This is a genomic window from Chryseobacterium binzhouense (genome assembly GCF_007474545.1).
GTDB classification, from domain to species: Bacteria; Bacteroidota; Bacteroidia; order Flavobacteriales; family Weeksellaceae; genus Chryseobacterium; species Chryseobacterium binzhouense.
The window spans coordinates 1-25,603 of the sequence record NZ_VKOG01000007.1 but is presented as its reverse complement, the minus strand read 5'-3'; the positions used below and the strand labels follow the sequence as shown (position 1 = coordinate 25,603).

The following is a 25,603-nucleotide window of genomic DNA, read 5'->3' as shown; positions in this document are numbered from 1 at the left end:
TTAGACTTTTATTGAGGGGTGATCTCGTACTGTAAGGTTGTAGAATAATTTTGAGGCTTTGCATTAATGAGAAGTGCATCCTGTGGCAACGTAAAATATTTTATGTCATAAGAATACGTCGTGGTTTGTGAAGTGTTTCCTTGCGCTATAATTTGATTGGCAACACTTAGACTGATAGGGAAAACAGCCTGATTAGCAAGGTTTGAAGACTGCAAAACCAGACGAATAGCATTTATAGGAATTGTATCTCCTGTATTGGAAATCAGATTGCTCTGTAATGATTTAACCTTAATCTGAAAATTAGTATTGGAGGTTACCTGCATTCCATTGATATATGTCACGCTTTTCCCTTCATTATAATCCTGCATGCTTTTAAATTCTAAAAGTCCATTCGCCGCATTGGTATTGATTTTTAGCGAAAATTCCTGCTGTATAGGCGGAGTTCCCGATAAAGTTCCTATTTGAATCTGAAAAGTATGATTCATTCTTCCAATAATATTATTGTGCTGATCGTAAGCTGTAAACTCAACTGGAGCATTAAAACGTGTCCATGCAGGATAGCTGCCCAGATAAGCACCACCAATAAGGGTTAAGCCATATTTTATCTGAAGATTATAATATCCGTTTGGTTTTGAGGGCATATTGTAAAACGGAGCGTTGGATTGCGGAACCAGAAATGCTTCGGTATTTTCCTGTAGAAAAACATTAAGAGGTGCTCCTATTTGTGTTATTGTAGGAATTGGATTTGGCTCAGCCTGTCCTGAAGTGGAGATTGGCTGAAAAGAGAGCTTGTTTCCCGGGATAGTATATTGTCCGTTTTGTGAGGTGATATTTTGTTTTAATTTTGCAGAAAGTTTCCAATAAGGCATATTCAGGTTTCCATTGGCTGCAAAGGTTACGGTAAGTGCGTCAGGATTATTATTACCATTGTAAGAGTTAATCTGCATATAGCTGTTAATCCACGAAGTAAAAGATACCTGTGCATTGCAAAAAAAACTTAAAGCTAAAAGAAGAAAAACAAAAAGTTTATTCATATTTAAAGTTTAGTTCTGCCATTTCCAATGTTTCATTATCTCCATAATCAATGATGACAGATGCGTTGTAAGAACCTTTTTCTTCCAGATTATTTACAGGAAGGCTTACTTTTCTTATATTTCCTGGAAGGGTATAAAATACAAGAGGTTCTATAGTTATTTTTTTACCCGTATTGGTATTAATAATGTCAGTAATTATTTTACCGTCTGTCCATATTTGAGACTGATTCTCAAATGTTAAGTTCAGCATTTTTTTGGAAGCATCAAATTTAAGGTCTTTTATTTCTACCTTTCTTTTGATGATGTCGGTGTATTTATGGAAAATTTTAATTCCTGATCGTATACTTACTTTGATTTTTGAGCCTTGCGCATCTACATCATCAACAGGATTCATCTGGCTGACAAATAAAACTGCGGTGTGAGCAGGAAGCTGATCTTTGGTATTAACCGGTGGAGTGATGGTGACATCCAAATCTTTTCTTTCTCCTGGTGCAAGACTGAAGTAGTTGTCTTCCTTTTTTATACTGATCCAGCTTGCGCATGAGTTTTTGAGCGTATTTGCAGGATGCATCATGTTTTCACCTTTTTCATCATATTCCCAGTCACCCAGACTCACCGCAAGATCTAATGAATTTTTTGCACTTACATTGGTAACAGTAATTTTCTGCGTGCTGCTGCTTCCTGAAGCCGACTCAAAATAAACTCTGGGTGGAGAAACAGAAATTCCAGTCTGTGCACTGATCTGAATAATCAGAAAACAAAATAACCATGCAAAATTTTTCATCTTAGAATCTTTTATTTATATGAAAAGAGTGTCACAATAGATTTGTGACACTTTTTATATCTATATATAGCTTATACTATTACTGGCTTACAATAGTGTAAGTTAATTCAGTTGTATAAACAGTTGGGTTTTGATTTGCAATATAGTTGTTGATGTATTCGTTTGCACCTGCTCCTTTATACTGAACGCTGATTTTTTTGTTTACACCACCATTCGTAGATGACACTAAAGTTGTTTCGTTAGCAGAAAGTGTTACGTTCTGAGCATACTGAGCTCCGTTTACAGCATCAGATCCCGGAGTAGCTTTTACCTGAATACTATTTGCCTGAATTTGCTTTCCGCCATTTTGCAATACTGCATTTCCACTTTTTACTTTTACCTGAAATCCTCCTGTGCTGTAGATATTAAGGTGATCCGTATTATCAGATTCAACTCCATTAGCATAATGATCTGTAGTTGAGTACTCTAAGTTTACAATCTTTTGTTGGTTATTTACTACAAGGGTTTGGATTGGTTTTAACACCACATTCAAAGTCACGTTTTGTGCGCTTGCTGTTGCAAAACCTAGCAAAGCTGCAGCTGTCAATAAAATTTGTTTCATTGTCAATCAGTTTTAATGTATTAATATCTATTCTTTTCGGATGCAAAGATATGCTGTATTTAGAGATTGGGATTTGCAAAAAAAGGTTTATTTTTTGTGAATTTTTACAAAAAATCTATTATTTACTGTAGTTTCAATTAAATAATAGATTATTATTATCAATAACATAATGTTGGAAAGCGTTCTGATGCGGATTTGCATGAATTTAGAAAAAAAATAAGGCAACAGGACTTATTGTTTAATTACAAGAAATCCTGTTGCCTTTCTGAAAACTGAATGATGAAAAGTTTATTAAAATACTGAATGCGTAGTTGAAAAGAATAGATTATCAATACTAATAAAACTTTGTGATTTGGTGTGGTGTTTTATTCTTATAGTTTATAATTTTTATTTGCTGTTGTTTATATTACAAATGTATCTACATTATCAAGGGAAAGCAAACTATATAGGGTTTGATTTAATAATTTTTACGTAAAAATTTATAAATATTTACGTAAAAATATTTTTTAATTATCTGTAAATTAAATGCTTGTATTTTATTTAATTTATATTCAGATCTATAAACTAATAAAAGAATTTAGGGTAAATTAATTATAAAAAAGTTAGAAAAAAAGGCAAATTATCCTGCTGTTTCACGCATTTCGGATGGTTTTTTGCCGAGATGTTTTTTAATGAAATTAGTAAAGTTTCCTTCATCATTGAATCCTAGGTCAAACGCAATTTCAGAAAGTGAGCGCGTTGAAAATCTGATTGCTTTTTCACATTCAAAACTTACTTTTTCTATAATCATTTGTTTGGCAGATTTTCCATATACTGATTCTGTAGTCTCTGTAAGTTTTCTGCTGGAAACTCTTAGCTGGTCGGCGTAATAAGATACTTTTTTGTGAATCTTATAGTTCTTTTGAAGAAGCAAAGTGAATCTATTGACTAAGTTTGAAGATTCCAAATGTTCGGGGCTGATGCTTTCAATATAATTTTCATTTAGATACGCGTCAAGGATGAGGCTTTCAATTGCGTTATGAGCAGCAGATAAATAAATTTTCTCATCATTAAGCTTGGAAAATTTTTGCAGTCTTTCTACCAATAGAACATTATTGTATTCATTAGTACCGTAATAAGGAGAAATGAATATTTCAGACTTGAAATTGAAAAACAGATGGGAATTTAGATAAAAACTGTCTTTAGATGTTTTATCAAAGAAATCTTTTGTGAATGCAATAACGTAAATGTTTCTGTCGTAAACGTCGCCAAGTTCAATTTTTTTTTGTGGTCCTACAAAAACTGCATTGCCGCCTGAAATGTTGTAGTTTTTTTCTTCTACCAATATTTCTAGGTCTTCAGCAACAAGAAAAATGCAAAAATATTCTTGTGTATTGAATATTTTTGAAAAATTATTGCGTTCTATTATTTTTGAGACAAGATTGATACTAAAGCCATTTTTACGTAATTCCTCTGTTATTTTGTACATGGTGTGTGAAAACGTGTTTTCTTTGAGATATTATTAGTCAAAAATAAGGTATTTAATTAATAATATTCATGTCAAAAATCATTTTTATTTAAATAATTATTAACACATAATGGAATATAGTTGATTATACTGTAAATTATGAGAGTGAATTATTTATGTCTGAGAAAATGCTGTGTTATTGTGTGGTTAGTATGCGGAGTATTTTGTTAAAAAGCGTAATTTTTACTTTTAATAATGAAAAAATCCACTTCTAAAAGAAGTGGATTTTATGCGATCCGGACGGGACTCGAACCCGCGACCTCCGCCGTGACAGGGCGGCATTCTAACCAGCTGAACTACCGGATCAATTTTTTTGAACTAAAAATTGTAAAAGCTTGCGATCCGGACGGGACTCGAACCCGCGACCTCCGCCGTGACAGGGCGGCATTCTAACCAGCTGAACTACCGGATCTTTTTTATAATCTTAGATTGTTACCCTTGATTATTGTGGTTGCAAATATATAGCTTTTTTCATTATCTGCAAATTTTAATTATTAAATTTTTTAGAATTGATGTTAAATTACAGAGAATCAAAATGATTATTTCGCTATATGATTAGTTTTGATCTCTATTATATTACAGTTGTTGTTATCAGGATTATATTTATTGGAGTTTTTTGATGAGTTACAAGCAAAAGTCTGCAACTATACATTGAATACTTTGAGCATTTTTCTGTGAAATTGAGATAGTATAAGCCAGAATTAAGCTTACTTAGAATGTAGTATTGTGGTATCTGAAAATTTCTACATCAAAAATCATGCTAAAAATATTTAAATTCAAAAAAAATTAGTAAATTCGTCCTAAATTATGTTAACAGACACAAAGTAGAATATGCTAAAACAAAATTTACAACTTAAGTTAGGACAGAAACTTGCGCCGCAGCAGATTCAGCTGATGAAGTTGATTCAGCTTCATACTTTGGAGTTTGAAGAGGAGCTGGAAAGAGAGCTGGAAGAAAACCCTGCACTTGAAATTGCTAAAGAAGAGACTGCAGATGATGAATATTCTTCACTGGATGATTCTTACGAATCTGAAGGTACGGAAAGTATTGAAACAGATTTCGATGTAAATGAATATCTTTATGATGATGAGCCAAGTTATAAAACGGCATCCAGTAATTATTCGGCAGATGATGAAGATTTTGATAATGAAAGTCTCCTTACAGAAGGTCAGTCACTTTTTGATTATTTGATGGAGCAAATTAATCTTATCAATATTGCAGATGAAGATTTAAAAATTGCAGAATATATCATCGGTAATCTTGATACAGACGGTTATCTGAGAAGAGAAATTAAATCTATTGTAGATGATCTTGCTTTTTCCCAAGGAATTTATACAACACAGGAAAAGGTAGAAGATATATTAGAAAATTATATTCAGAAACTGGATCCGCCCGGAGTAGGAGCGAGAGGTCTGCAGGAATGCCTTTTGCTGCAGATTGAGAAAAAAGTAAGCTCGGATAAAGCAGTGTCTCTTGCTGCAAATATTTTGCGTTTTCAATTTGATGCTTTAACTAACAAGCACTACAACAAGATTATTCAGAAATATGATATTGAGGAAGAAGATCTGAAAGATGCGTTAGAAGAAATCTCAAAATTATCTCCGAAAGTTGGGGGGAATTTTGATACTCAGACCATTACGATCAATCAGGAAATTATTCCGGATTTTGTTATTCAGGTAAAAGACGGACAGGTTATTCCTTTATTGAATAGTAAGAATGCTCCGACATTAAGAGTTTCTGAAGAATATAAAGATATTTTAACAACCTATTCTCACGATAAGAATTCATCTGAACACAAACAGGCTGCTCTGTTTATCAAGCAAAAACTGGATGCTGCAAAATGGTATATTGATGCCATTAACCAAAGACAGAATACTTTGCTGCAGACCATTAATGCTATTGTGAAATTTCAACACAATTACTTTATTACAGGAGATGAGAAATCTCTAAAACCAATGATTCTGAAAGATATTGCAGATATTACAGGTTTTGACATCTCTACCATCTCCAGAGTAGTAAAAAGCAAATATGCAGATACACCCAACGGAATTATTTATCTGAAAGATCTGTTTTCGGACAGTCTTACGAATGACGACGGTGAGGAAGTTTCCACAAAAGAGATCAAAAACCATCTTCAGGAAGTCATCAGCAAAGAAAATAAAAGAAAACCACTTACGGATGATGCTCTTGTAGTGATCCTAAAAGAACAGGGATATAATATCGCAAGAAGAACGATTGCTAAATATCGTGAACAGCTCAATATTCCGGTAGCAAGATTAAGAAAAGAACTTTAAAATAAAAAAGGCTTGAATATTATATTTAAGCCTTTTTAATTAAATCAGTCTTTGTAAATAATATATTTGTTTCTGACTTTAGAAAACTTTTCAAGTCCAGGTTTCCAAGAGGATTTAATTTCTTTTACAGATTTTCCCGCAATAATCTGCTTGCGAAGCTCATCTGAACCCGCAAGTTTATCAAAGAATAAATTTTTAAGAAAAAAATCCTGCTGTGGATTCTTATAATTTTTATACGCATTTATGAGCCATTCCAAATTAAGTTCCTGCAGCTTTTTCGGATAATCCGAAAGATTTTCACCATAGCACATTTGTCCGTTCAGAAACGGGTCTTTTGCTCCGTAATTAGGTTTAGGAGTAAACTGAAAGGGGAGTTCTTTTGTCCAGGGAGAACCATATACCTGAAACGGAAGATCTGTACCGCGGCCTACAGAAACCTGAGTTCCTTCAAAAAAGCATAAACTAGGGTAAAGATTAATAGATTGGTCATTAGGTAAGTTAGGAGAGGGTTTTTCAGAAATAGGATAGCGTTTCTTCTTATGATAATTTTTCATCGGAATCAAAGTATATTTAGCCTGAATTCCGTTTTTGAGCCATTTTTCCCCATTCACCATTTTTCCATATTCTCCGATGGTTAATCCATATACTACAGGAACTTCGTGCATTCCGACAAAACTTTCCCATTTTTTCTTTAAAACAGGTCCGTCAATATATCCGTCATGTGGATTTGGTCGGTCCAAAACCATAACTTCCACGTTATTTTCAGCAGCGGCTTCCATCAAATAAGTTAAAGTTGAGATATAAGTATAAAATCTCACGCCAACATCCTGAATATCAAAAACAATGACATCAATTCCTTTTAACTGTTCCGGTTTTGGTTTTTTATTAGAACCATAAAGAGAAATAATGGGAATTCCTGTTTTCAGATCTATTCCGTTTTTTACTTTTTCTCCCGCATCTGCATCACCTCTGAAACCGTGTTCAGGTGCAAAAATAGATTTAATCTGGAAATTGTTTTTTACTAAAAAATCGACAAGATGGCTTTTGTCGCTTAACAAGCCTGTCTGATTGGTCACAATACCTATCGTTTTATTTTTCAGCAGAGGTAAATAAAGTTCCGGCTGATCTGCCCCTGTTTTGAAATCTTTATCTGATGTTTGAGAATAATATATATTGAATACACCCAAAAAAATTAGGCAAATAAGAAGTAATGTTTTAATTTTGAAATTTAAATTCATAAGCTTGAAATTTCCATTATATTTCTCCAGAAAAATAGCGTTTTCCAAAGATAACAAAAATAACCTTTCACGGGTGATTATCTTCATTGGCAGGCTGTCTGTAGCTTTAGGAATTATTGTTTCGCTCATCACAGTCTCTACAGGATTGGGTTCTAAAAAAGCAATTAAAGAAAGACTTGCCGATTTCAGCGGACATGTAACGGTAAAATCTACCAAATCAAATTCTTCCTATAATACCTCTGTTTTAGATAATGAAGGATTGAATATTAAGCAGATTCTGTCTCTTCCGGATGTTGCAGCTGTTCAGAAATATGCGATGGTTACAGGAATCATGCGAAACGAGCACAGTTTTGCAGGAATCATTTTCAAAGGAGTAGCGAAAGATTTTGACAGTTTACGTTTCAGAAAATTTATAATTGAGGGTAAAACACCTTTCTTTAATGAAGACGGATACAACAATGGTGTGGCTATTTCGCAAAAATTGGCAGGAGATTTACACCTGAAAGTAAATGACAGTATTGTAACAGTATTCTCAAAGGCTGACCAGAAGCCAATTTACAGAAAATTTGAAGTTACCGGAATTTATAAAACAGATATTAAAATGATTGATGATCAGTTCGTTATTGGTGATATCAACCATGTGAAGAGAATTCTTGATATGAAGGATAATGAAATCGGCGGACTTGATGTTTTTTTCAAAAATGTAAACAATATTGATGAAGATTTTCCTGCGGTTGAAAAATTTATTGGTTATAAAAACTATGCTGAAAAAGCTACAGATAAATATCCTCAGATCAACGACTGGATCGGACTTTTTGACACCAATATAGGGATTATTATTTCGATTATGCTTTTGGTGGTGATCATTAATATTATTATGGTTTTGCTGATTCTCATTATAGAGCGAACCAATTCTATCGGGCTTCTTAAGACTTTAGGGGCAACCAACGGGCAAATTCGGGCGACATTTATCAATTATACTCTGATTATTATGATTCCCGGGCTTTTATATGGTAATGTCATTGGTCTTGGTCTTCTGATTCTGCAAAAATTCTTTGGAATTATCACACTTAACCCTGAAAACTATTATGTAAGTGTAGTTCCTGTAGATCTTAATCCTTTGGTGATTGTTTCTATTTCATTGGGAATTTTAATTATTTCCGGATTGGCATTAGTGATTCCAAGTTATCTGATCAGTAAAATTTCTCCTGTAAAATCAATTAAATATAATTAATTACTACAAATTGTTCCGTTAAGTTGTCTTTTTTTGCTGATTTTTTCATGTGATGGCAAACTACTAGCCCCGATTGCAGAGGAAATCCTTTTTTGCAAAAAAAGATTGGAACGGAAAGCGGGAATTGCTCCTAAAAATAATCTTTGCAGTTAAAAATCTCCAAAATCTATCAAATATGAAGAATTGTTAAGTGATTTGTATCATTAATCAGCCTCATAGAATTTAGTATTGCCCTAATTATTTTGAAAGCCTTATCTTTGTGCCGCTTATAAAAGATTTATGAAATACGCAGAAAATATACTCGAAACCATTGGAAATACTCCACTTGTAAAACTGAATAAAGTTTTGGGAGAAGATTTTCCGGCTTTGGTTTTGGCAAAAGTTGAGACATTCAATCCCGGTAACTCGGTAAAGGACAGAATGGCTCTGAAAATGATTGAAGATGCCGAAAAAGACGGTAGATTAAAGCCTGGAGGTACTATCATCGAAGGGACTTCAGGTAATACAGGAATGGGATTGGCTTTGGCAGCAATCATTAAAGGATACAAATGTATTTTTGTTACCAATTCCAAACAGTCTAAAGAAAAGTGTGATATTCTTCGTGCAGTGGGTGCAGAAGTTATTGTTTGTCCTACGGATGTAAAGCCTACAGATCCTCGTTCTTATTATTCGGTATCGAAAAGACTGGCAACAGAAACAGAAAACGGATGGTATGTAAATCAATATGATAATTTGTCTAACAGAACTGCTCATTACGAATCTACAGCTCCTGAAATCTGGGAACAGACAGAAGGAAAGCTTACTCACTTTTTGGTAGGAGCGGGAACTGGAGGTACCATTACAGGTTGCGGAATGTATTTCAAAGAAAAAAATCCTAATATCAAAGTTATTGGAGTTGATACTTATGGATCTATTCTTAAAGAAATCCACGAAACAGGTGAAATTCATCTTGAAAATGCTTACTCATACATTACAGAGGGTATTGGTGAAGATATTTTACCCGAAAACTATGATATGTCTGTAATTGATCATTTTGAGAAAGTTACAGATAAAGACGGAGCTGTATATGCAAGAAAACTGGCAAAAGAAGAAGGGATTTTCTGTGGATATTCTGCAGGAAGTGCTATTGCATCGCTGGTACAGATGAAGGATCAGTTTACTAAAGATGATGTAATTGTTGTACTGTTTCACGATCACGGTTCCAGATATGTAGGTAAAATCTACAATGATGAATGGATGAAAGAAATGGGATGGTTAGATTAGTTTCACTTTATAGCATACTAAAAAACTCAGAGTATGGCTCTGAGTTTTTTTATTTAAAAATTTGACTGTTCTAATTGAAAATATTGTTCTCTAGTGCATATTTTACAACTCCGACAGAGTTTTTTACATTGAGTTTCATCAGAATTCTTTTTCTGTGAGTTTCTACGGTGTTAATACTGATAAATAATTTTTCGCTGATATCTTTGCTGCTTAATCCGTTGCAGATGTGTTTTAAGATTTCTAGTTCCCTTTTAGTTAAAGATTCCCTGATGTTCGGATCATGTTTTTCTTCTTCGTGGCTGATGTAATTGATCATCATTTCTTTTACATGGTCACAGACATAGGTGTCATCATTCATTAATGTGGAAATAGATTTTACCAGTTCTTCGTAAGGGCTGTTTTTGTCCAGGTAACATTTGATTCCTTTATTAAAGAGCTTTCTGATACTTGAAATATCAAATGAATGTCCAATTACAATAATCTTGGTACATCTATATTGAAGTAAAGTTTCCTGAATTAAAGAATGTATATCAGTAAGAAGCATGGTATTGGTTCCTATCATCAGAAATTCCGGAGGCTCTTTCTTCAGATGCTCGGTAAACTTTTCGTAACAATTAAAAATTTCAACGGAACTAAAAATCTTGTTTTGAACAAGAAGTTTTGACAAGCCTTCTGCATACAGCAGTGACTCGTCAAAGATAATTAACTTTGGCTTCATCATGGAATAGTTTTCAGTTTTTAAATATATGAATATTATTTAATTATTTGCCATATTTTTTGATTTATTTTAATTATTTATTTAATCTATGGTATTTATTTTATCAAATTCGCAAAAGCATCTGTTTATATCAAATTTTAGGGATATATTTTGAATATTGTTTATTTAATTATTCTTTGCCATTGCCTTCTGGTGAAGCGTTTCAAATTTTCTAATAGTGAGTAATTTATCCAAGTGGGGAATTGGATGTAGATGATTAAGAAAAGAAAACACAGATTTTTGTTCAATTAATTTTAGATAAATAAATAAACGGCAAAATATTTATTTAAATTTTAAACAATAAAAAAGCCTCCTGATCGGAGGCTTAAATAAGCTGTTAATTAGAATAACCGCTCAATTCTTCTTTTTTAGAATTGTAAATTTTGTATTCCAGATACCTGAAAGAATCTCTCGGGATGATGGTTACCCATTTTTTGTATTTCAAAAACCATTTCATCTGTATGCTTTTCATGCCTTTTGTAAGATAAGCTTCTACGAAAGGATGCACGTGTAAGAAAAGTTTACCTTTTTCTTTTTGCATAATATTTCTGATGGTTTCACCCATTTTTTCCACAATAACGATAGGAGCTACAATTTCTCCATCTTTATTAGGATTTTCTTCTTTGGTATCAATTTGTTTTTCGGGACGGTTTCTTTGTCTTGTAATTTGTATCAGCCCAAACTTACTTGGCGGTAAAATTTTGTGACGTGCTTTGTCCCGGCTCATTTCTGTTCTGAAATGCTCATAAAGATCTTTTCTGTGATCAGGATTGGTCATATCGATAAAATCTACAACGATAATGCCGCCCATATCACGAAGACGAAGTTGTCTTGCTATTTCTGTGGCTGCCATTTTATTCACGTTAAGTGCGTGTTCTTTATTGGCAGTATTTCCGGCTGTGATGTTATTACCGGAATTCACGTCGATCACGTGAAGCGCTTCTGTATGTTCTATGACAAGATAAGCACCTTTGGAACTGGGAATATTTACATGTTTTCCGAAACTCTGTTTCAGTTGTTTTTCAACATTGTAATATTCTAATAGAGGAATGTGTGAGTCATAAAACTGAACAATATTTTTACGTTCAGGGGCAATGACTTCAAGATAGTTTTTCATTTCGCTTACCATTTGCTCATCATCGCAAATGATGTTTACAAAATCCTGATTAAAGTTGTCTCTAAGAATAGAAGATGCTTTATCATCTTCGCTCAAAACTTTTGACGGAACTTTATTTTTCTGAATATTTTTAAAAGTATTTTCCCATTTCTGAATCAGCTGATTCATGTCATTATGGAGATCTGCAACTTTTTTGCCTTCTGCAACTGTTCTGATAATAACGCCAAAGCCTTCAGGTTTTATACTGTTAATCAGGGTGCGGAGTCTCACTTTTTCTTCAGAGCTGCCTATTTTTTTTGAGATAGATACTTTATTGTCGAAAGGTATCAGAACCAAAAAACGTCCCGTTAAGGATATTTGTGTAGAAATTCTCGGTCCTTTGGTCGAAATAGGCTCTTTGGTAATTTGTAATAAAACGATATCATCTTTAGCGATGATTTTGTCGACAGTTCCGTTTTTATCAATCTCAGGCTGAATCTCGAAGTTCTTCAAGCTGGAGCTGGTCTGTTTTTTTGAGACGGAATCTTTCAGAAATTTCCGGTAGGTAAGATATTGCGGTCCCAAATCCTGGTAATGCAGAAAAGCGTCTTTATCATATCCGATATTTACAAACGCTGCATTAAGATTCGGAGCCAGTTTTTTTACTTTTCCGATAAATAAATCGCCTACAACAAAATCATTTTTGTCTTCTTCCTCATGAAGTTCACATAGTCTTCCGTCCTCCAGCAAAGCAATCTTTGTAAGATCATCTTCATACGAAACTATTAGTTCTTTCTTCATTGTTAAAATTAAAGATAAAAAGATTGATGATGAAATAAGATCTGTTGTCAGATCGTCATTTCCATTTGTTTACATAATAAAATATAGTCGGTGAATAATAAAATTAAAATTGCACCAACTATATTATTATATTAAAAACCTCGCGTGAGATTATTTTTTCTTATGTCTGTTTGCTCTTCTTCTTTTCTTTCTTTTGTGAGTTGCAACCTTGTGTCTTTTTCTTTTCTTTCCGCTTGGCATAATGTTAATTTTTTTAGTAAATCGTTAATATTAAATTTTTTATTTTACTGCAACTTTGGTCTTTACTTTCTCCACAAAAGATTTTGATGGTTTGAAAGCCGGAATATTGTGTGCAGGAATTTCTATTGCAGTGTTTTTTGAGATGTTTCTTCCCGTTTTAGCTGCTCTTGTTTTCACGATGAATGATCCAAAACCTCTTAAGTAAACATTGTCTCCATTGTACATAGAAGTTCTGATCTCCTGCATAAAAGCTTCTACAACTTTCTGTGTTTCATTCTTTTCGGTCCCCAATTTATTTGAGATGGTGTTTACCAATTCTGCCTTTGTCATTTCCTTTGTAAATTTTAAATTTTAGGTGTGCAAATTTAGTTAAAAAAATTGAATAGTCACAAATTAACAGCGAAAATATTTCACATAAATCCCTGACAATTTTATGTTTAGTATGGTTTTTAACTTATAAAATGAAATTTCACAGGCTAAATTAACTGGATTATTGTGAAATAATTCCGTAACTAACTCTTCAATTCAAATAAAAAGCCGAAACATTTCTGTAACGGCCTTCAAATGTAGTAATAATTTACTTATTTTTTCATTCCCGGAGGATAATTTGCCATAATTTCTGACATAATCTGAGGAATTTGTTTTTGCTTTGACTTTGGACGGTCAACTGCAATCCCGCTTCCTATACCTTGCCAAACGAGTTTCTGGCTCTGTGCATCAATCATATCTACGATAATAGCGCCTTCATTATAATTGCTTGTCCAGGTTCTGTTCATCCCGATTCCCCAGCCGAAACCGCCGCCCCAACCCCACATTCCGCCTGGATTAGTGCTGTTGATATCAGTGATTTTTTTATGATTTGCTTTTACATTAATAATCAGATCTGGTGTATTTGATGATGAAAGACCTTTCATCTGAAGTTGTTTAGAGAGTTCGTTCAAGACTCTGTCTTTATCAATATCATTCAGTTTAAGATCATCAATTCTGAGCTTATATGTTTTATACGTTGAAAAATTGGCAGTCTGCGCATAATCTGAACGTACCTTAAAAGGGCTGCATGAGCTTAAAGTTAAACCTGCGGCAAGTAAAATAAAAATATATTTTTTCATTGTATTGATTTTTTAATGTTTTTATTGAATGTGTCTGTCTTTTTATCGTATCCGTACGGACAATGTTTGCATCCGCTCTTACAGCAATATCCCCGTTTGAGATGAAATTTTTCCGTGAAAACTTTGTATCCCTGCTCATTGTAGTAAAAGTCTTCATGCTCTTTGATGTCAAAATTTGCCATAAGTTAAATCAAAACTTTTATATTTGTTAATATGATAATTGTGTGCCAATTCCTGCTCAAAAATACAAAAATAAACGGCATTACGCTTTTTCCTTTTATTTTAATTAAAAAACCTGAGGATAAGCACAATAAAGTTTTTATCAATCATGAGAAAATTCATCTCAGGCAACAGCTCGAACTGCTTATTATTTTTTTCTATATATGGTATATTGCTGAATATTATTACCATTTTTTCAGATTGAAAAACGCTTATCTTGCGTACCTTTCGATTTCTTTTGAAAGAGAAGCTTACGCAATGGAACACGATTTTAATTATCTTAAAAAAAGAAAATTCTGGTCATTCCGTAAATATTTGTCTTAATTTAACAATTTATAAAGGTTTTTAGATTTGTTTAACTTCAGCTTAAGTGTTCAATTGAAATAAATTCAGGAAATTTGCCCCAATGAAAATTCCAGAGATTCATATTCCGATTACAGAAATTCCTGTTGAGAAAAATATAAAGCTCTATATGAAAAGAGAAGACCTTATTCATCCTCAAATTTCAGGTAATAAGTATTGGAAGCTTTTCTACAACATCAATCAATATTTAGAAAAAAAGCCGAAAAATCTTTTAATCATAACATTTGGCGGAGCTTTTTCCAATCACATTTCGGCAGTAGCAGCCTTTGGAAATATTTCAGGTATTAAAACACTGGGAATAATAAGAGGAGAGGAACTTGAGCAAAAATGGCGGGAAAATCCCACTTTACTGGCTTCCAAGAGAAACGGAATGAATCTCAGATTTGTAACCCGTGAAGAATATCGTTATAAAGAAAAACTTACTGAATTTTTGCAGCAGGAATTCCCGGATGCTTTAATTATCCCAGAAGGCGGTACCAATCATAATGCTGTACAGGGCATTAAAATGATGCTGAACGAGCAAACAAAAGATTTTGACTATCTTTGCACGGCAGTAGGAACCGGTGGAACTATTGCAGGAATTGCCGAATTTTGTGAAGACAGTCAGAAAGTTATAGGCTTCAAGGCGGTACAGGATAGTTCTTTAGAAAAAAAGATTTCTGAACTTACGCAAAAGAAAAATTATATATTAACGGATTCTTCTTTAGGCGGTTATGGTAAAATAAATGATGATAACATTCGTTTTATTAATGATTTTAAATTAAAACACAATATTTCCTTAGATCCGGTGTATACAGGGAAAATGATGCAAAAAATTTTTGAGATGACAGACGAGGGATATTTCCCTGAAGGAAGCAGGATTCTGTGCTTTCATACAGGAGGCTTGCAGGGAATTGAAGGAACCAATTTATTTTTGGAAAAACAGAACAGAAATTTAATTATAATCTAAATAGAGAAACAGGAAACATCAAGTTCCATTTTTTATTTTAAAACAATAAATAAATAAAATGAAAAGACTTTTTTTACTCATTAGCCTTCTAGTTTTATCAAAATTCTCAGCTCAGACCTGGGCTACAGAAGATCAGTACATTCAAAAGTTTGCGCAATATGCGGTAGAGGAGATGGAGAAGTATAAAATTCCGGCTTCTATTACTCTCGCACAGGGACTTTTGGAAACCGGGGGCGGACAAAGCCGTCTCGCTCAGGAAGGAAAAAATCATTTCGGAATAAAATGTAAAGAAGACTGGACGGGAAAAACTATGAAGCATACTGATGATGCTCCCAACGAATGTTTTCGCGTGTACGACGATCCGAAACAGTCTTATGAAGATCACTCCGTATTTTTGGCGACCCGAAAGTATTACACCAAACTTTTTGAGCTGGATATGAAAGATTATAAAGCTTGGGCTCATGGTTTGAAGAAAGCAGGGTATGCTACAAACCCACGATATGCATCTATTCTCATCGGAAAAATTGAAAAATATAAACTGTACGAGTTTGATGAGGTCAATTCCAAGGAAGTTACTTACGCTTTGCTCAAAAAATACCCCGATCTGAAAGACGACAGAACCTTCATGGCAAGTTTAGAGCCTGCAAAACAGGTGAAAGAAATCAAAAAAGCTTCACAGCCTGTTATTGTAACGGTTCCTTACAAAGCAACATCTTATGCAGAGCAGAAAAAAAGGGTAGAAAGGATTAAAAAAGAAGAAACTTTAAATACTATTTTAATCAAAAGTCACCCGAATGATGGCTTAAAATATATTGTCATTCCGGAAGACACCAATGTGAAATACATTGCAGATAAATTTAAAATCAGCGAAAGTAAAATTTTAAAATGGAACGAACTGGAATCTGATGTCCTGAAAAAGAATGCTATTGTTTTTCTGGAATCTAAAAATTCTGACGGAAATACTCCTACCTATAAAGCTGCTTCTGGAGAAGACATGTACGACATTGCACAAAAATTCGGAATAAAACTTAATAAACTTTACACAAAAAACAGAATGAATGAAGGGCAGAAACCTTCTGCCGGACAGCTGATCTATTTAATCGACAAAAAACCTAAAAACTAAAATTGGTTGTTGGTTTTTAGTTGATGGTTGTCGGTTTTTAGCTTACAGGTATACTATCAACCAAAAACCAAAAACCATCAACTATTTAATATCAATGAAATATCAAAGAAGTTCAGCTTTATTTAATGAAGCTAACCAATACATTCCGGGAGGTGTAAATTCTCCTGTTCGCGCTTTTAAATCAGTAGGCGGGGTGCCTGTTTTCATGAAATCTGCAAAAGGGGCATATCTTACCGATGCTGATGATAATACATATATTGATTACATCAATTCCTGGGGACCGGCAATTTTAGGGCATACGCATCCTGAAGTTTTGGAAGAGCTTAAAATTCAGGCAGAGAAAGGTTTTTCTTTTGGTGCTCCCACAGAACTTGAAACAGAAATCGCAAAATTCATTACAGCAAATGTTCCGAATATAGACCAGATCAGAATGGTGTCTTCCGGAACCGAAGCCTGTATGAGTGCCATTAGACTGGCAAGAGGTTTTACGGGAAGAGATAAGATCGTAAAATTTGAGGGCTGTTATCATGGTCATTCAGATTCTTTTCTCATAAAAGCGGGAAGTGGTGCGGCAACTTTTGGAAATCCGAATTCTCCGGGAGTTACTTCGGGAACGGCAAAAGATACCTTGCTGGCAAGATACAATGATTTGGAACAGGTGAAAGATCTTTTCGCCAATAATCAGGAGGAAATTGCTGCGGTGATTATTGAGCCGGTAGCCGGAAATATGGGATGTGTGCTTCCTGAAAATAATTTTCTTCAGGAACTGAGAAAAATCTGTGATGAAAACGGAGCTTTGCTGATTTTCGATGAAGTAATGACGGGTTTCAGACTGGCTTTTGGCGGAGCGCAGGAATTGTATGGCGTAAAGGCAGATCTGGTAACGTACGGAAAAGTAATCGGAGGCGGGCTTCCGGTAGGAGCTTTTGCAGCAAGAAATGAAATTATGGATCATCTGGCTCCGAAGGGTGCGGTTTATCAGGCAGGAACATTAAGTGGAAATCCTCTGGCGATGAGAGCCGGTTTGAAAACTTTGCAGATCATTAAAAACGATGCAGGATTTTTCAGCAGACTGGAAAAAACTACCGAAATTTTAGATGCCGAAATCTCAAAAATTTTAACCGAGAAAGGGATGGCACATACCATCAACAGACAAGGATCGATGATGTCTGTTTTCTTCGACAGCGAAAATGTTTCTAATTTTGATGAAGCGCAGAAAGCCAACCACGACATATTTAACCGTTTCTTTCATCACATGCTTACCAACGGAATTTATCTTCCGCCGAGCGGCTACGAAACCTATTTCATCAGTGATGCCATCAAAGAAAACGAAATTGACATGACGCTGGAAGCGGTAAGAAAATTTGAAAGTTTGTAGGAGTAATTCTAACCAAAATAAAAAACGTCCGCATCTTTTCAGTAAAAGATGCGGACGTTTTCATTAAAACCTACGGACGTTTTGAATGAAAGATGCGGACGTTTTAGAAAGCGGCTTAGCAGCTGTAAAAAACTCATGCGTACTAATCTCTAAATTGATGCGGATAAACTGAACAATTCATGAGCATCATTTAGTAAAATAAGACGTGTCATTTTATCGGTTGACACGTCTCATTTTTAAAAGAAAGACTAATGACTTTTTTATTCTTCTAAAATCCTTTTTAAACCTCAGAAAACTGATGTTATCCGTTGGTTTTATTTTGATTTTAAAAGATTGATTTCTTCTTTTAACAATCTGTTCTCTTCTTTAAGAGAAGCAATGGTGTCATAAAGATTTTCCAGCATTTTTTCTGAAATATTGTAATTATTTGTTTGATTTTGAATCATATTGTTGCTGGAATTTTCATTGGTTGAATTTTCTTTATTTATCTGGGTATATCCTTCTTCCGGCTTCAAAATATCATCCAGATTTACCTCCAAAGAATGGCAGATATTTTCGATATGGTTGATCCAGGAGTTGGTTTCACCGTTTTCTATCCTTTGATACGTAGACCGTGAAATGTGCAGTTTTTCTGCCAGTTCTTCCTGCGAGAAACCTTTGTTTTCTCTGAAGGTTCGTATTCTTTTTCCAATGGTTGTATTCATGATCTCTGTTTAGCTAAGGCAAATATAATTTTTTTATTAAAATAATGATGCATCAAAAACAGGGCATTGTTTTTCAGATGTTTTTTTTCATTTTTGTTTCAGAAAAATTTATATCTTTAAACCATTAAAACATAAATGCTTATGAAAAAACATTTATTTCTCAGGCTCTGCCTGATGTTCCTGGTCGGTGTCTCGGCATTCTCCTGCCGCACCGAAGAATTTCACAACGAAGAAGAAGCGCACGGCAACACGGGCTTGCGTCTGACTTCCCAAAGAATTTCCCTTAACGAATCTAAGCACAGAACAAAGCTTTTACCTGAGCTTCAAAAAGCAGAGGTTGGGATTAAAGCTTTTGCGCAGAAAAATGCCAAAGGGAAAATTAATTACGCCGATGGAGTATCTATTGATACCGATCATGTAATGTACATTGAGAACGGTCCCAACTTTCACACCTACACTTTTCATCTTACCCGTCAAAATGCTTTACCGACAGATCCTATAGAAAATCTGGTACTGATCCCGGCTACAGACGGGAGTTATAGAGAAATAAATGCTCATCAGCTATAATCTGACGCCTCAGGAAAAGCAGATGATGATGTCGGGTGAATATGTAGATACCCAGGATAAAACAACGGTGACGCTTTTGGATGGTACGGTATACAATCCGCTGGGAGCTAAATCTAACCAAAGCTGTGTGTGGCAGTCGTATATCGTGGGGTATACAGCATGCAGTGAAAATGCGCATTTTAATGGCGAAGGCAGCAATGCATGTAGTGCAAAAGTAAAATCTAAACCTATAAAAGAATATTATCTGCAATGCAAGAGTATCGCAGAAGCACCCACAGATAATGGATGGTGGGCAGGTCCCGGAGGCGGAACCAACAGCGGAGGTGGTGACTGCTCCTCTTGTCCTGCAGAAAACCCGACTCCTGAGCCGGAACCCTGCAATGGTAACGGGGTTTCTATTCAGCCTGTAGATCCTATCGGCGGTATTGCCGAAGGTGGTTGTGAAGGAATTCCTACTGTGATTGAGTTTCCTCTTCCAGATGAAGCTTGTGAAAACGCAAAAGCAGATCTTAGTGATCCTTTTTTTAAACAGCAGTTTATCAATCTTAATACTCCTGCCAATTATAACAGTATCAATGAAAAAGGAGCGTTTGAAAGGACTCCGCCGGTTGGATCGGGATCAGCATCTTCTTTTGTGCCGATGAGTAACCAGGCGTGTACAACTCATCTTACACTACCTGCCAATAAAAATGGCATTACCGGGCTTTTCCATATTCACAATAATATTAACTGTAACGATAATCCTACATTTGGAACTAAAGTTAATGTAAAAGCACCTTCGCCTAAGGATCTGTACGAATTTTTTCATATCATTATCAAGCAGGCAAATCTTTATAAAGGCAGCTATTCTAAAGGATATTTTGTGACCATGACCGACTGGGGAAGTTATATGTTTAAGTATAACGGTACCAATTGGCCAAGTAATGTGACAGGAGCTGATTTTGCAAGGTGGAAGAATTGGTATGAACGAGAGTTTCAAAATCTTGAGTACAACCAACAAATGGATTCAGAGAATGTTAAACGTGTGTTTGCACAGTTTTTGAAGGAAGTGGTACAGGTAGACGGGCTGGATGTGTTTGAGATCACAGAAAATTCTGCATCCAAATTAGATTATGATTTAGCTACGAAAAAAGCTATCTCCATCCCTTGTCCTAAAAAATAATAACCTTAATTGATACATTATGAAAAAAATATTCACTATACTGTTACTATCCAATCTTTTTTATTTGGCTTTTGCCCAGCAAACCTGCTCAACATTTACAGAAGTTCCTTTGAGAACATTTACGACCATACCTCAAAACGAATGCTATTATTTGAAAGACACTCAAAATGAGCTGAACGATTATGTAGGAACTTGGAAAGCAAGTTGGAATGACAGAACAATCTATATTTATATAACTAAGCGAGTAAAGTTTTATGAGTGGGTTGGAAAATATTATTCAGATAATTTAGTAATCCGATTCAAAACCATAGCCAATAACGGAACGGTTCTTTTCGATAATACCTCATTACCGGATTCTCAGGTGAAAATTGAGGGGCTAAAATTCAGAAAAGCCGATGATAGGTATGGTTTTGTATATATAGATTTTGATTTATGCGACACATCAGGGGAAGTACGAATAAACTTTAATAATCCTACAAAAACCCAGCTGCAGTGGAATTATTTTCAGAATAAATATGAGTGGCTGGATTCAGACTGTTTTTTCTACAATTATCCTCCTGATCAGCTGCCTAATCCTTTGCCTAAAGCCGCAATATTTGTGAAGCAGTAAAGATGTTGGAAAGATTTTTGATTATATTGTTATTAGCATTGTACGGTTTAGTTTTTTCCCAGCAAGCCTGTACCGTTTTTACGGAGATTCCCTTAAGATCTGTAAATACAGATATTCCTGAGAATCAATGTTATTATTTGAAAGACACTAACAATGAGCTGAACGATTATGTAGGAACTTGGAAGGCAAGCTGGAATGATAGAACAATTTATGCATATATAGCAAAAAGAATAAAATATTATAGTTGGGTAAGTCAATATTATTCAGATAATTTAATAATACGATTCAAAACCGTAGCTAATAACGGAACCGTTCTTTTTGATAACACATCTTTACCAGATGATCAGGTAAAAATTTATGGTTTAGGATTCCGAAAAGCAGATGACAGATATGGTTTTGTATATATAGATTTTGATTTATGCGATACCTCAGGAGAAGTAAGAATAAACTTTAATAATCTGGCAAAAACTGAGTTACAGTGGAATTATTTACAGGATAAATATGAGTGGCTGGATTCAGACTGCTTCTTCTACAATTATCCTCCTGATCAGCTACCTAATCCTTTGCCTAAAGCCGCTATATTTGTGAAGCAGTAAAGATGTTGAAAAGATTTTTAATTATATTGTTTTTAACATTATACAGTTTTGTTTTTTCTCAACAAACCTGTTTAATGTTTACAGAGGTTTCTTTAAGAACATTTACGACCATACCTCAAAACGAATGCTATTATTTGAAAGACACTCAAAATGAGCTGAACGATTATGTAGGAACTTGGAAAGCAAACTGGAATGACAGAACAATCTATGTGTATATTACAAAACAAGTAAAGCATTATGATTGGACTGGTGAATACTATGTAGATAATCTGGTAATAAAATTTAAGACCATAACCAATAACGGAACAGTTCTTTTCGATAATACCTATTTACCAGATGCTCAGGTTAAAATATATGGATTGATGTTTGGTAAAGCCGATGATAGATACTCTCTTACCTACATAGATCCAGACTTGTGCTACACAAGCGGAAATATAAGGATAAACTTTAATAATCCTACAAAAACCCAGCTGCAGTGGAATTATTTTCAGAATAAATATGAGTGGCTGGATTCAGACTGCTTCTTCTACAATTATCCTCCTGATCAGCTGCCTAATCCTTTGCCTAAAGCCGCTATATTTGTGAAGCAGTAAAGATGTTGAAAAGATTTTTGATTATATTGTTATTAGCATTGTACGGTTTTGTTTTTTCCCAGCAAGCCTGTACCGTTTTTACAGAGATTCCTTTAAGATCTGTAACTACAGATATTCCTGAGAATCAATGTTACTATAGAAAAGATACCAACAATGAACTAAATGATTATATAGGAACTTGGAAGGCAAGCTGGGACAGTAAAACCATATTTATTTACATAAAAAAGATTACAAATAAATATGATAATGTCTTTAAGTTTAATAGAGACTTTTTAATAATCAAATTTAAAACTTTAGATATTAATGGGGCAGTTCTTTTTGACAATACTTTACTATCAGACGAACAAGCTAAAATTGAAGGACTGAATTTTAGAAAAGCAGATGACAGGTATGGTTTTGTATACTTAGATCCTGATTTATGCGATACCTCAGGAGAAGTAAGAATAAACTTTAATAATCTGGCAAAAACCGAGTTGCAGTGGAATTATTTTCAGAATAAATATGAGTGGCTGGATTCAGACTGTTTCTTCTACAATTATCCTCCTGATCAGCTGCCTAATCCTTTGCCTAAAGCCGCTATATTTGTGAAGCAGTAAATACTCAAAACCTCTTTAAGAGGTTTTTTGCTTTGTAATAAAAAGTAAAGGTATAATTTCTACCACGTTGATGGTGACTGCTCCTCGTGTCCTGCAGAAAACCCGACTCCTGAGCCGGAACCCTGCAACGGCAACGGTGTAGCTATCCAGCCTGTAGATCCTATCGGCGGTATTGCCGAAGGTGGATGTGAAGGAATTCCTACGGTGATAGAGTTTAATCCATCTGAAACTCCTTGTCAAATATTAAAAAATAATGATGCTATTCCAGAACTTAAACATAAAATAGACAGCTTAAGAACACTTGTTACTAAGGCAAATCCTGATAAACATGAAACAATGGTGGTAGTTACAAAAGAAGAACCTAGTGGTGAGCTTATATACAGTACATATGTGTCGGCAACATCAGGTACCGGATTTATTGGTGTCTCGGGTGTAGGAACTAATAATGACATAGCAGATGCACATAATCACCCTCCAGATACTATTCCTATATTTGCTTTTGGAGATATTGTGAATATTTATGATTCGTATAAATTTTTGTATCCAAATAGAAAACAGGTATTTGTTTCTTATTTGGTTAATTTTAACGGAACAACTTATGCCTTGAAAATAAATGACACCACCGCTCTTGATGCATTGTTTGCAGGTATGAATATCGGTACAGCTACGACTACTACAGTACAGAAAAATATAGCAAAGGATAAAGTCAAAAAAATGTTTAAAGATTGTGGTCAGGATGAGCAGCCTTACAATCAAACAAGAGCTGAAAAACTTTTTATGAGCGTAATTGATGACCCTGAAGCTGGTAGTGGAAATTCAATACATTTATATAGAAAAGATGCTGACGGATGGGGTAAACTGAATATAGATTCTAATGGAAATGTAAGCAAAGAAAATTGCCCTTTGTAACTATAAAAAAAAGATAAAATGAACAGAATATTTTTATTGATAATTTTACTGATAATGATCAGTTGTAAATCTCAAACGAATATTATAGATATTGTTAACAGATGTAATCATGCACCATTAAACAGGAGTAATGGAAGCTTATATTTGAAGGATATAAGTAATATTTATGAACCATATATTGGAACTTGGAAATGGGCAGAAGGAAACAAAGAAATGTTTTTGACATTATTAAAACAGACTAAATATCATATTAATAATTATGGTAGTGATAATTACTTTGAAGACAGATTAGTTGGATATTATATATATAAAGAAAATGGGATCATTGTTGTTAATACATCAGGTGACAATCTTAATTTGGATTATGGTTTAAACGTTAGTTTTGATATTCTTTGTAATGGGAAGCTAGATAGCTCCCTTTTTCAAGATGTTTTTAGAGGAACGAGTTACGAGGTGAAGCTTGAAAAATTATCTCCAACTCAAATGAAGTTTACAGGTAAAATAGGAGAAAATACATATCCTCGACCTAGAACTGGAACGATTTATTATCAGTCGGGAACCACATTTCCCTTAGATATGATTTTTACGAAGCAGTAAAATGAGAACCTCTAAAAAGAGGTTTTTTTACTTTTTAAATAAGGCTTTGGGAAGTAGTTATTAGTTTACAATGCAAGAGCATCGCAGAGGCACCCATAGATAATGGATGGTGGGCAGGTCCCGGAGGCGGAACCAACAGCGGAGGTGGTGACTGCTCCTCCTGTCCTGCAGAAAACCCGACTCCTGAGCCGGAACCCTGCAACGGCAACGGTGTAGCTATCCAGCCTGTAGATCCTATCGGCGGTATTGCCGAAGGTGGATGTGAAGGTATTCCTACGGTGATAGAGTTTCCTAATCCAAATTCTCCATGCAGTAAGGTAAAAGCTCAGTTTGCTAATGAAAATTATAAAAACAAGGTAGCAACCATCAACAAAAATTATAATTTCAATTTAAAAAAAGAGACTGGTTTCAGCGAAAATAAAGATGGGACATTTGTAGATTTGCTTCCTTCCGCAAACAACAAGTCCGATGTGTTAACGATAACTTTCGACCAGAATACAAAAGGGTATACCCATGTGCATGTGAATGATAAAACGACTTCTGATCTTACACCTGAAGGATTCATGCTTTCCAGCGACGGTACCTATGTCATCAAATTTACCGGAACAGCAGCTGATATTAAAATGGGGTTTGATACGGAATATTGGAGGGTAGAATATAAGAATTATTTTGATAAATATTTTGATAGAGATAATGAAACTAATCTTTTATTATTTATGAAAAATAAAATGTTAATACAAGGTGTCTCCTTGTATAAAGTAAAACCAAACGGAAAGGTATCTGAATACAAGCTCAATACCACACAAACAAATGCAGAACCTATCGAATGCGGAAATTAATATAATATAAATATTTAAAAAATGAAAAATATAATTAAATTATGTGTCGTCTTATTGCTAATTGTATCTTATTCCTGTAAATCACAATCTATATCTCTACAACAAATGGAAGAATGCGGTAACAGGCCTAATCGAGCTACAGAAGGATGCCCCGACTTGCAAAGCGCGAAATATGTAAAAGATGTAGATAACCGCCTTAATACTTATGAAGGAACCTGGAAAGGAACATTTGAAGGTAAACAAATAGAGCTAAAACTGGAGAAAAAAATAGACTTTGGTGATGATGACAGAAAATGGGATAAGCTAATGGGAAAAATCAGGATAAAAGATGGACAGGGAAATATTCTCTATGACAGTTTTCAGAATGCTGACGATAACGCAGATCCTTACGGATATAATTTTCAGCATACTGTATACGAAATGGGATTTAGTGGAAAAA

Annotated in this window: 29 protein-coding genes and 2 tRNA genes; 17 read left to right on the top strand and 14 right to left on the bottom strand. The window is 34.5% G+C overall.

The window, feature by feature from the left end; genetic code table 11:
• Positions 1-8: 8 nt before the first annotated feature.
• The 6 genes from FNE73_RS14645 to FNE73_RS14620 form a co-directional block, all read right to left on the bottom strand.
• Complete coding sequence (locus FNE73_RS14645) at positions 9-1,034, bottom strand: hypothetical protein (RefSeq protein ID WP_143885309.1); 1,026 nt, start codon at positions 1,032-1,034, stop codon at positions 9-11.
• Positions 1,027-1,818 carry a fimbrial biogenesis chaperone gene (locus FNE73_RS14640; protein WP_143885308.1) on the bottom strand — a complete coding sequence of 264 codons (792 nt, stop codon included), beginning with the start codon at positions 1,816-1,818 and terminating at the stop codon, positions 1,027-1,029. The genes FNE73_RS14645 and FNE73_RS14640 overlap by 8 nt, the downstream gene beginning before the upstream one ends.
• A gap of 79 nt (positions 1,819-1,897) precedes the next feature.
• The gene (locus FNE73_RS14635) at positions 1,898-2,419 is read right to left on the bottom strand and encodes a hypothetical protein (RefSeq protein WP_143885307.1); all 522 of its coding nucleotides are present in this window, start codon (positions 2,417-2,419) and stop codon (positions 1,898-1,900) included.
• A gap of 619 nt (positions 2,420-3,038) precedes the next feature.
• Positions 3,039-3,887 (bottom strand): helix-turn-helix domain-containing protein, encoded by an 849-nt coding sequence (locus tag FNE73_RS14630; RefSeq protein ID WP_143885306.1) that lies wholly within the window; start codon positions 3,885-3,887, stop codon positions 3,039-3,041.
• 271 nt (positions 3,888-4,158) lie between these two features.
• A tRNA-Asp gene (locus FNE73_RS14625) sits at positions 4,159-4,232 on the bottom strand.
• A gap of 32 nt (positions 4,233-4,264) precedes the next feature.
• Positions 4,265-4,338 (bottom strand) — tRNA-Asp (locus FNE73_RS14620).
• A gap of 419 nt (positions 4,339-4,757) precedes the next feature.
• Between FNE73_RS14620 and rpoN the strand changes: the two genes are divergently transcribed.
• Entirely contained in the window at positions 4,758-6,221 is a 1,464-nt protein-coding gene (rpoN, locus tag FNE73_RS14615) for an RNA polymerase factor sigma-54 (protein ID WP_143885305.1), read from the top strand.
• A 44-nt stretch (positions 6,222-6,265) separates the two neighbouring features.
• Here rpoN and FNE73_RS14610 read toward each other — a convergent pair whose 3' ends face one another.
• Positions 6,266-7,459, bottom strand: a complete 1,194-nt coding sequence (locus FNE73_RS14610) for an exo-beta-N-acetylmuramidase NamZ family protein (RefSeq protein ID WP_143885304.1) — start codon at positions 7,457-7,459, stop codon at positions 6,266-6,268.
• Positions 7,460-7,463: 4 nt separating this feature from the next.
• On the opposite strand from FNE73_RS14610, the gene FNE73_RS14605 reads away from it, so the two are divergent.
• Together FNE73_RS14605 and FNE73_RS14600 are read left to right on the top strand one after the other, a co-directional pair.
• A complete protein-coding gene (locus tag FNE73_RS14605) occupies positions 7,464-8,693 on the top strand; it encodes an ABC transporter permease (RefSeq protein ID WP_143885303.1) in 1,230 nt (409 codons plus the stop codon).
• Between the two features lie 279 nt (positions 8,694-8,972).
• Positions 8,973-9,956 carry a PLP-dependent cysteine synthase family protein gene (locus FNE73_RS14600; RefSeq protein ID WP_089742547.1) on the top strand — a complete coding sequence of 328 codons (984 nt, stop codon included), beginning with the start codon at positions 8,973-8,975 and terminating at the stop codon, positions 9,954-9,956.
• A 70-nt stretch (positions 9,957-10,026) separates the two neighbouring features.
• Here the strand turns inward: FNE73_RS14600 and FNE73_RS14595 are convergent, their stop codons facing one another.
• The 5 genes from FNE73_RS14595 to FNE73_RS14575 all read right to left on the bottom strand — a co-directional run bounded on the left by FNE73_RS14595 (position 10,027) and on the right by FNE73_RS14575 (position 14,141).
• Positions 10,027-10,674 carry a response regulator transcription factor gene (locus FNE73_RS14595; protein WP_143885302.1) on the bottom strand — a complete coding sequence of 216 codons (648 nt, stop codon included), beginning with the start codon at positions 10,672-10,674 and terminating at the stop codon, positions 10,027-10,029.
• 376 nt (positions 10,675-11,050) lie between these two features.
• The gene (locus FNE73_RS14590; protein WP_143885301.1) at positions 11,051-12,610 is read right to left on the bottom strand and encodes an Rne/Rng family ribonuclease; all 1,560 of its coding nucleotides are present in this window, start codon (positions 12,608-12,610) and stop codon (positions 11,051-11,053) included.
• Positions 12,611-12,889: 279 nt separating this feature from the next.
• Positions 12,890-13,180, bottom strand: a complete 291-nt coding sequence (locus FNE73_RS14585; protein ID WP_034674127.1) for an HU family DNA-binding protein — start codon at positions 13,178-13,180, stop codon at positions 12,890-12,892.
• 251 nt (positions 13,181-13,431) lie between these two features.
• Positions 13,432-13,959: a DUF4136 domain-containing protein gene (locus tag FNE73_RS14580; RefSeq protein WP_143885300.1), complete on the bottom strand. Its 528-nt coding sequence runs from the start codon at positions 13,957-13,959 to the stop codon at positions 13,432-13,434.
• Positions 13,956-14,141 carry a DUF5522 domain-containing protein gene (locus FNE73_RS14575; protein WP_089742553.1) on the bottom strand — a complete coding sequence of 62 codons (186 nt, stop codon included), beginning with the start codon at positions 14,139-14,141 and terminating at the stop codon, positions 13,956-13,958. The genes FNE73_RS14580 and FNE73_RS14575 overlap by 4 nt, the downstream gene beginning before the upstream one ends.
• 31 nt (positions 14,142-14,172) lie before the next feature.
• On the opposite strand from FNE73_RS14575, the gene FNE73_RS14570 reads away from it, so the two are divergent.
• The 4 genes from FNE73_RS14570 to hemL all read left to right on the top strand — a co-directional run bounded on the left by FNE73_RS14570 (position 14,173) and on the right by hemL (position 17,991).
• Positions 14,173-14,502 (top strand): hypothetical protein, encoded by a 330-nt coding sequence (locus FNE73_RS14570; RefSeq protein ID WP_143885299.1) that lies wholly within the window; start codon positions 14,173-14,175, stop codon positions 14,500-14,502.
• 82 nt (positions 14,503-14,584) lie between these two features.
• A complete protein-coding gene (locus FNE73_RS14565) occupies positions 14,585-15,490 on the top strand; it encodes a 1-aminocyclopropane-1-carboxylate deaminase/D-cysteine desulfhydrase (protein ID WP_185147359.1) in 906 nt (301 codons plus the stop codon).
• A gap of 58 nt (positions 15,491-15,548) precedes the next feature.
• Positions 15,549-16,613, top strand: a complete 1,065-nt coding sequence (locus FNE73_RS14560) for a glucosaminidase domain-containing protein (protein ID WP_143885298.1) — start codon at positions 15,549-15,551, stop codon at positions 16,611-16,613.
• Between the two features lie 94 nt (positions 16,614-16,707).
• Positions 16,708-17,991, top strand: a complete 1,284-nt coding sequence (gene hemL, locus FNE73_RS14555; RefSeq protein ID WP_143885297.1) for a glutamate-1-semialdehyde 2,1-aminomutase — start codon at positions 16,708-16,710, stop codon at positions 17,989-17,991.
• A 314-nt stretch (positions 17,992-18,305) separates the two neighbouring features.
• Here the strand turns inward: hemL and FNE73_RS14550 are convergent, their stop codons facing one another.
• Positions 18,306-18,695, bottom strand: coding sequence for a helix-turn-helix domain-containing protein (locus FNE73_RS14550; RefSeq protein WP_143885296.1), 390 nt, complete (start codon positions 18,693-18,695; stop codon positions 18,306-18,308).
• 141 nt (positions 18,696-18,836) lie between these two features.
• On the opposite strand from FNE73_RS14550, the gene FNE73_RS14545 reads away from it, so the two are divergent.
• The 8 genes from FNE73_RS14545 (at position 18,837) to FNE73_RS14510 (ending at position 24,325) form a co-directional block, all read left to right on the top strand.
• Positions 18,837-19,262: a hypothetical protein gene (locus FNE73_RS14545; protein ID WP_143885295.1), complete on the top strand. Its 426-nt coding sequence runs from the start codon at positions 18,837-18,839 to the stop codon at positions 19,260-19,262.
• The gene (locus FNE73_RS14540) at positions 19,246-20,424 is read left to right on the top strand and encodes a hypothetical protein (RefSeq protein ID WP_143885294.1); all 1,179 of its coding nucleotides are present in this window, start codon (positions 19,246-19,248) and stop codon (positions 20,422-20,424) included. The genes FNE73_RS14545 and FNE73_RS14540 overlap by 17 nt, the downstream gene beginning before the upstream one ends.
• Positions 20,425-20,443: 19 nt before the next feature.
• A complete protein-coding gene (locus tag FNE73_RS14535) occupies positions 20,444-21,034 on the top strand; it encodes a DUF6705 family protein (protein ID WP_143885293.1) in 591 nt (196 codons plus the stop codon).
• A gap of 2 nt (positions 21,035-21,036) precedes the next feature.
• The gene (locus tag FNE73_RS14530; RefSeq protein ID WP_143885292.1) at positions 21,037-21,630 is read left to right on the top strand and encodes a DUF6705 family protein; all 594 of its coding nucleotides are present in this window, start codon (positions 21,037-21,039) and stop codon (positions 21,628-21,630) included.
• Between the two features lie 74 nt (positions 21,631-21,704).
• Complete coding sequence (locus FNE73_RS14525) at positions 21,705-22,223, top strand: DUF6705 family protein (protein WP_143885291.1); 519 nt, start codon at positions 21,705-21,707, stop codon at positions 22,221-22,223.
• A 2-nt stretch (positions 22,224-22,225) separates the two neighbouring features.
• Positions 22,226-22,819 (top strand): DUF6705 family protein, encoded by a 594-nt coding sequence (locus tag FNE73_RS14520; RefSeq protein ID WP_143885290.1) that lies wholly within the window; start codon positions 22,226-22,228, stop codon positions 22,817-22,819.
• A gap of 336 nt (positions 22,820-23,155) precedes the next feature.
• Positions 23,156-23,728 carry a hypothetical protein gene (locus FNE73_RS14515; protein ID WP_143885289.1) on the top strand — a complete coding sequence of 191 codons (573 nt, stop codon included), beginning with the start codon at positions 23,156-23,158 and terminating at the stop codon, positions 23,726-23,728.
• 18 nt (positions 23,729-23,746) lie between these two features.
• The gene (locus FNE73_RS14510; RefSeq protein ID WP_143885288.1) at positions 23,747-24,325 is read left to right on the top strand and encodes a DUF6705 family protein; all 579 of its coding nucleotides are present in this window, start codon (positions 23,747-23,749) and stop codon (positions 24,323-24,325) included.
• A gap of 34 nt (positions 24,326-24,359) precedes the next feature.
• Here the strand turns inward: FNE73_RS14510 and FNE73_RS16775 are convergent, their stop codons facing one another.
• Positions 24,360-24,533 (bottom strand): hypothetical protein, encoded by a 174-nt coding sequence (locus FNE73_RS16775; protein WP_185147358.1) that lies wholly within the window; start codon positions 24,531-24,533, stop codon positions 24,360-24,362.
• Between the two features lie 70 nt (positions 24,534-24,603).
• Between FNE73_RS16775 and FNE73_RS14505 the strand changes: the two genes are divergently transcribed.
• Positions 24,604-25,164, top strand: coding sequence for a hypothetical protein (locus tag FNE73_RS14505; RefSeq protein WP_143885287.1), 561 nt, complete (start codon positions 24,604-24,606; stop codon positions 25,162-25,164).
• Between the two features lie 21 nt (positions 25,165-25,185).
• A partial coding sequence (locus FNE73_RS14500) for a DUF6705 family protein (RefSeq protein ID WP_143885286.1) occupies positions 25,186-25,603 on the top strand: 418 nt, incomplete at its 3' end.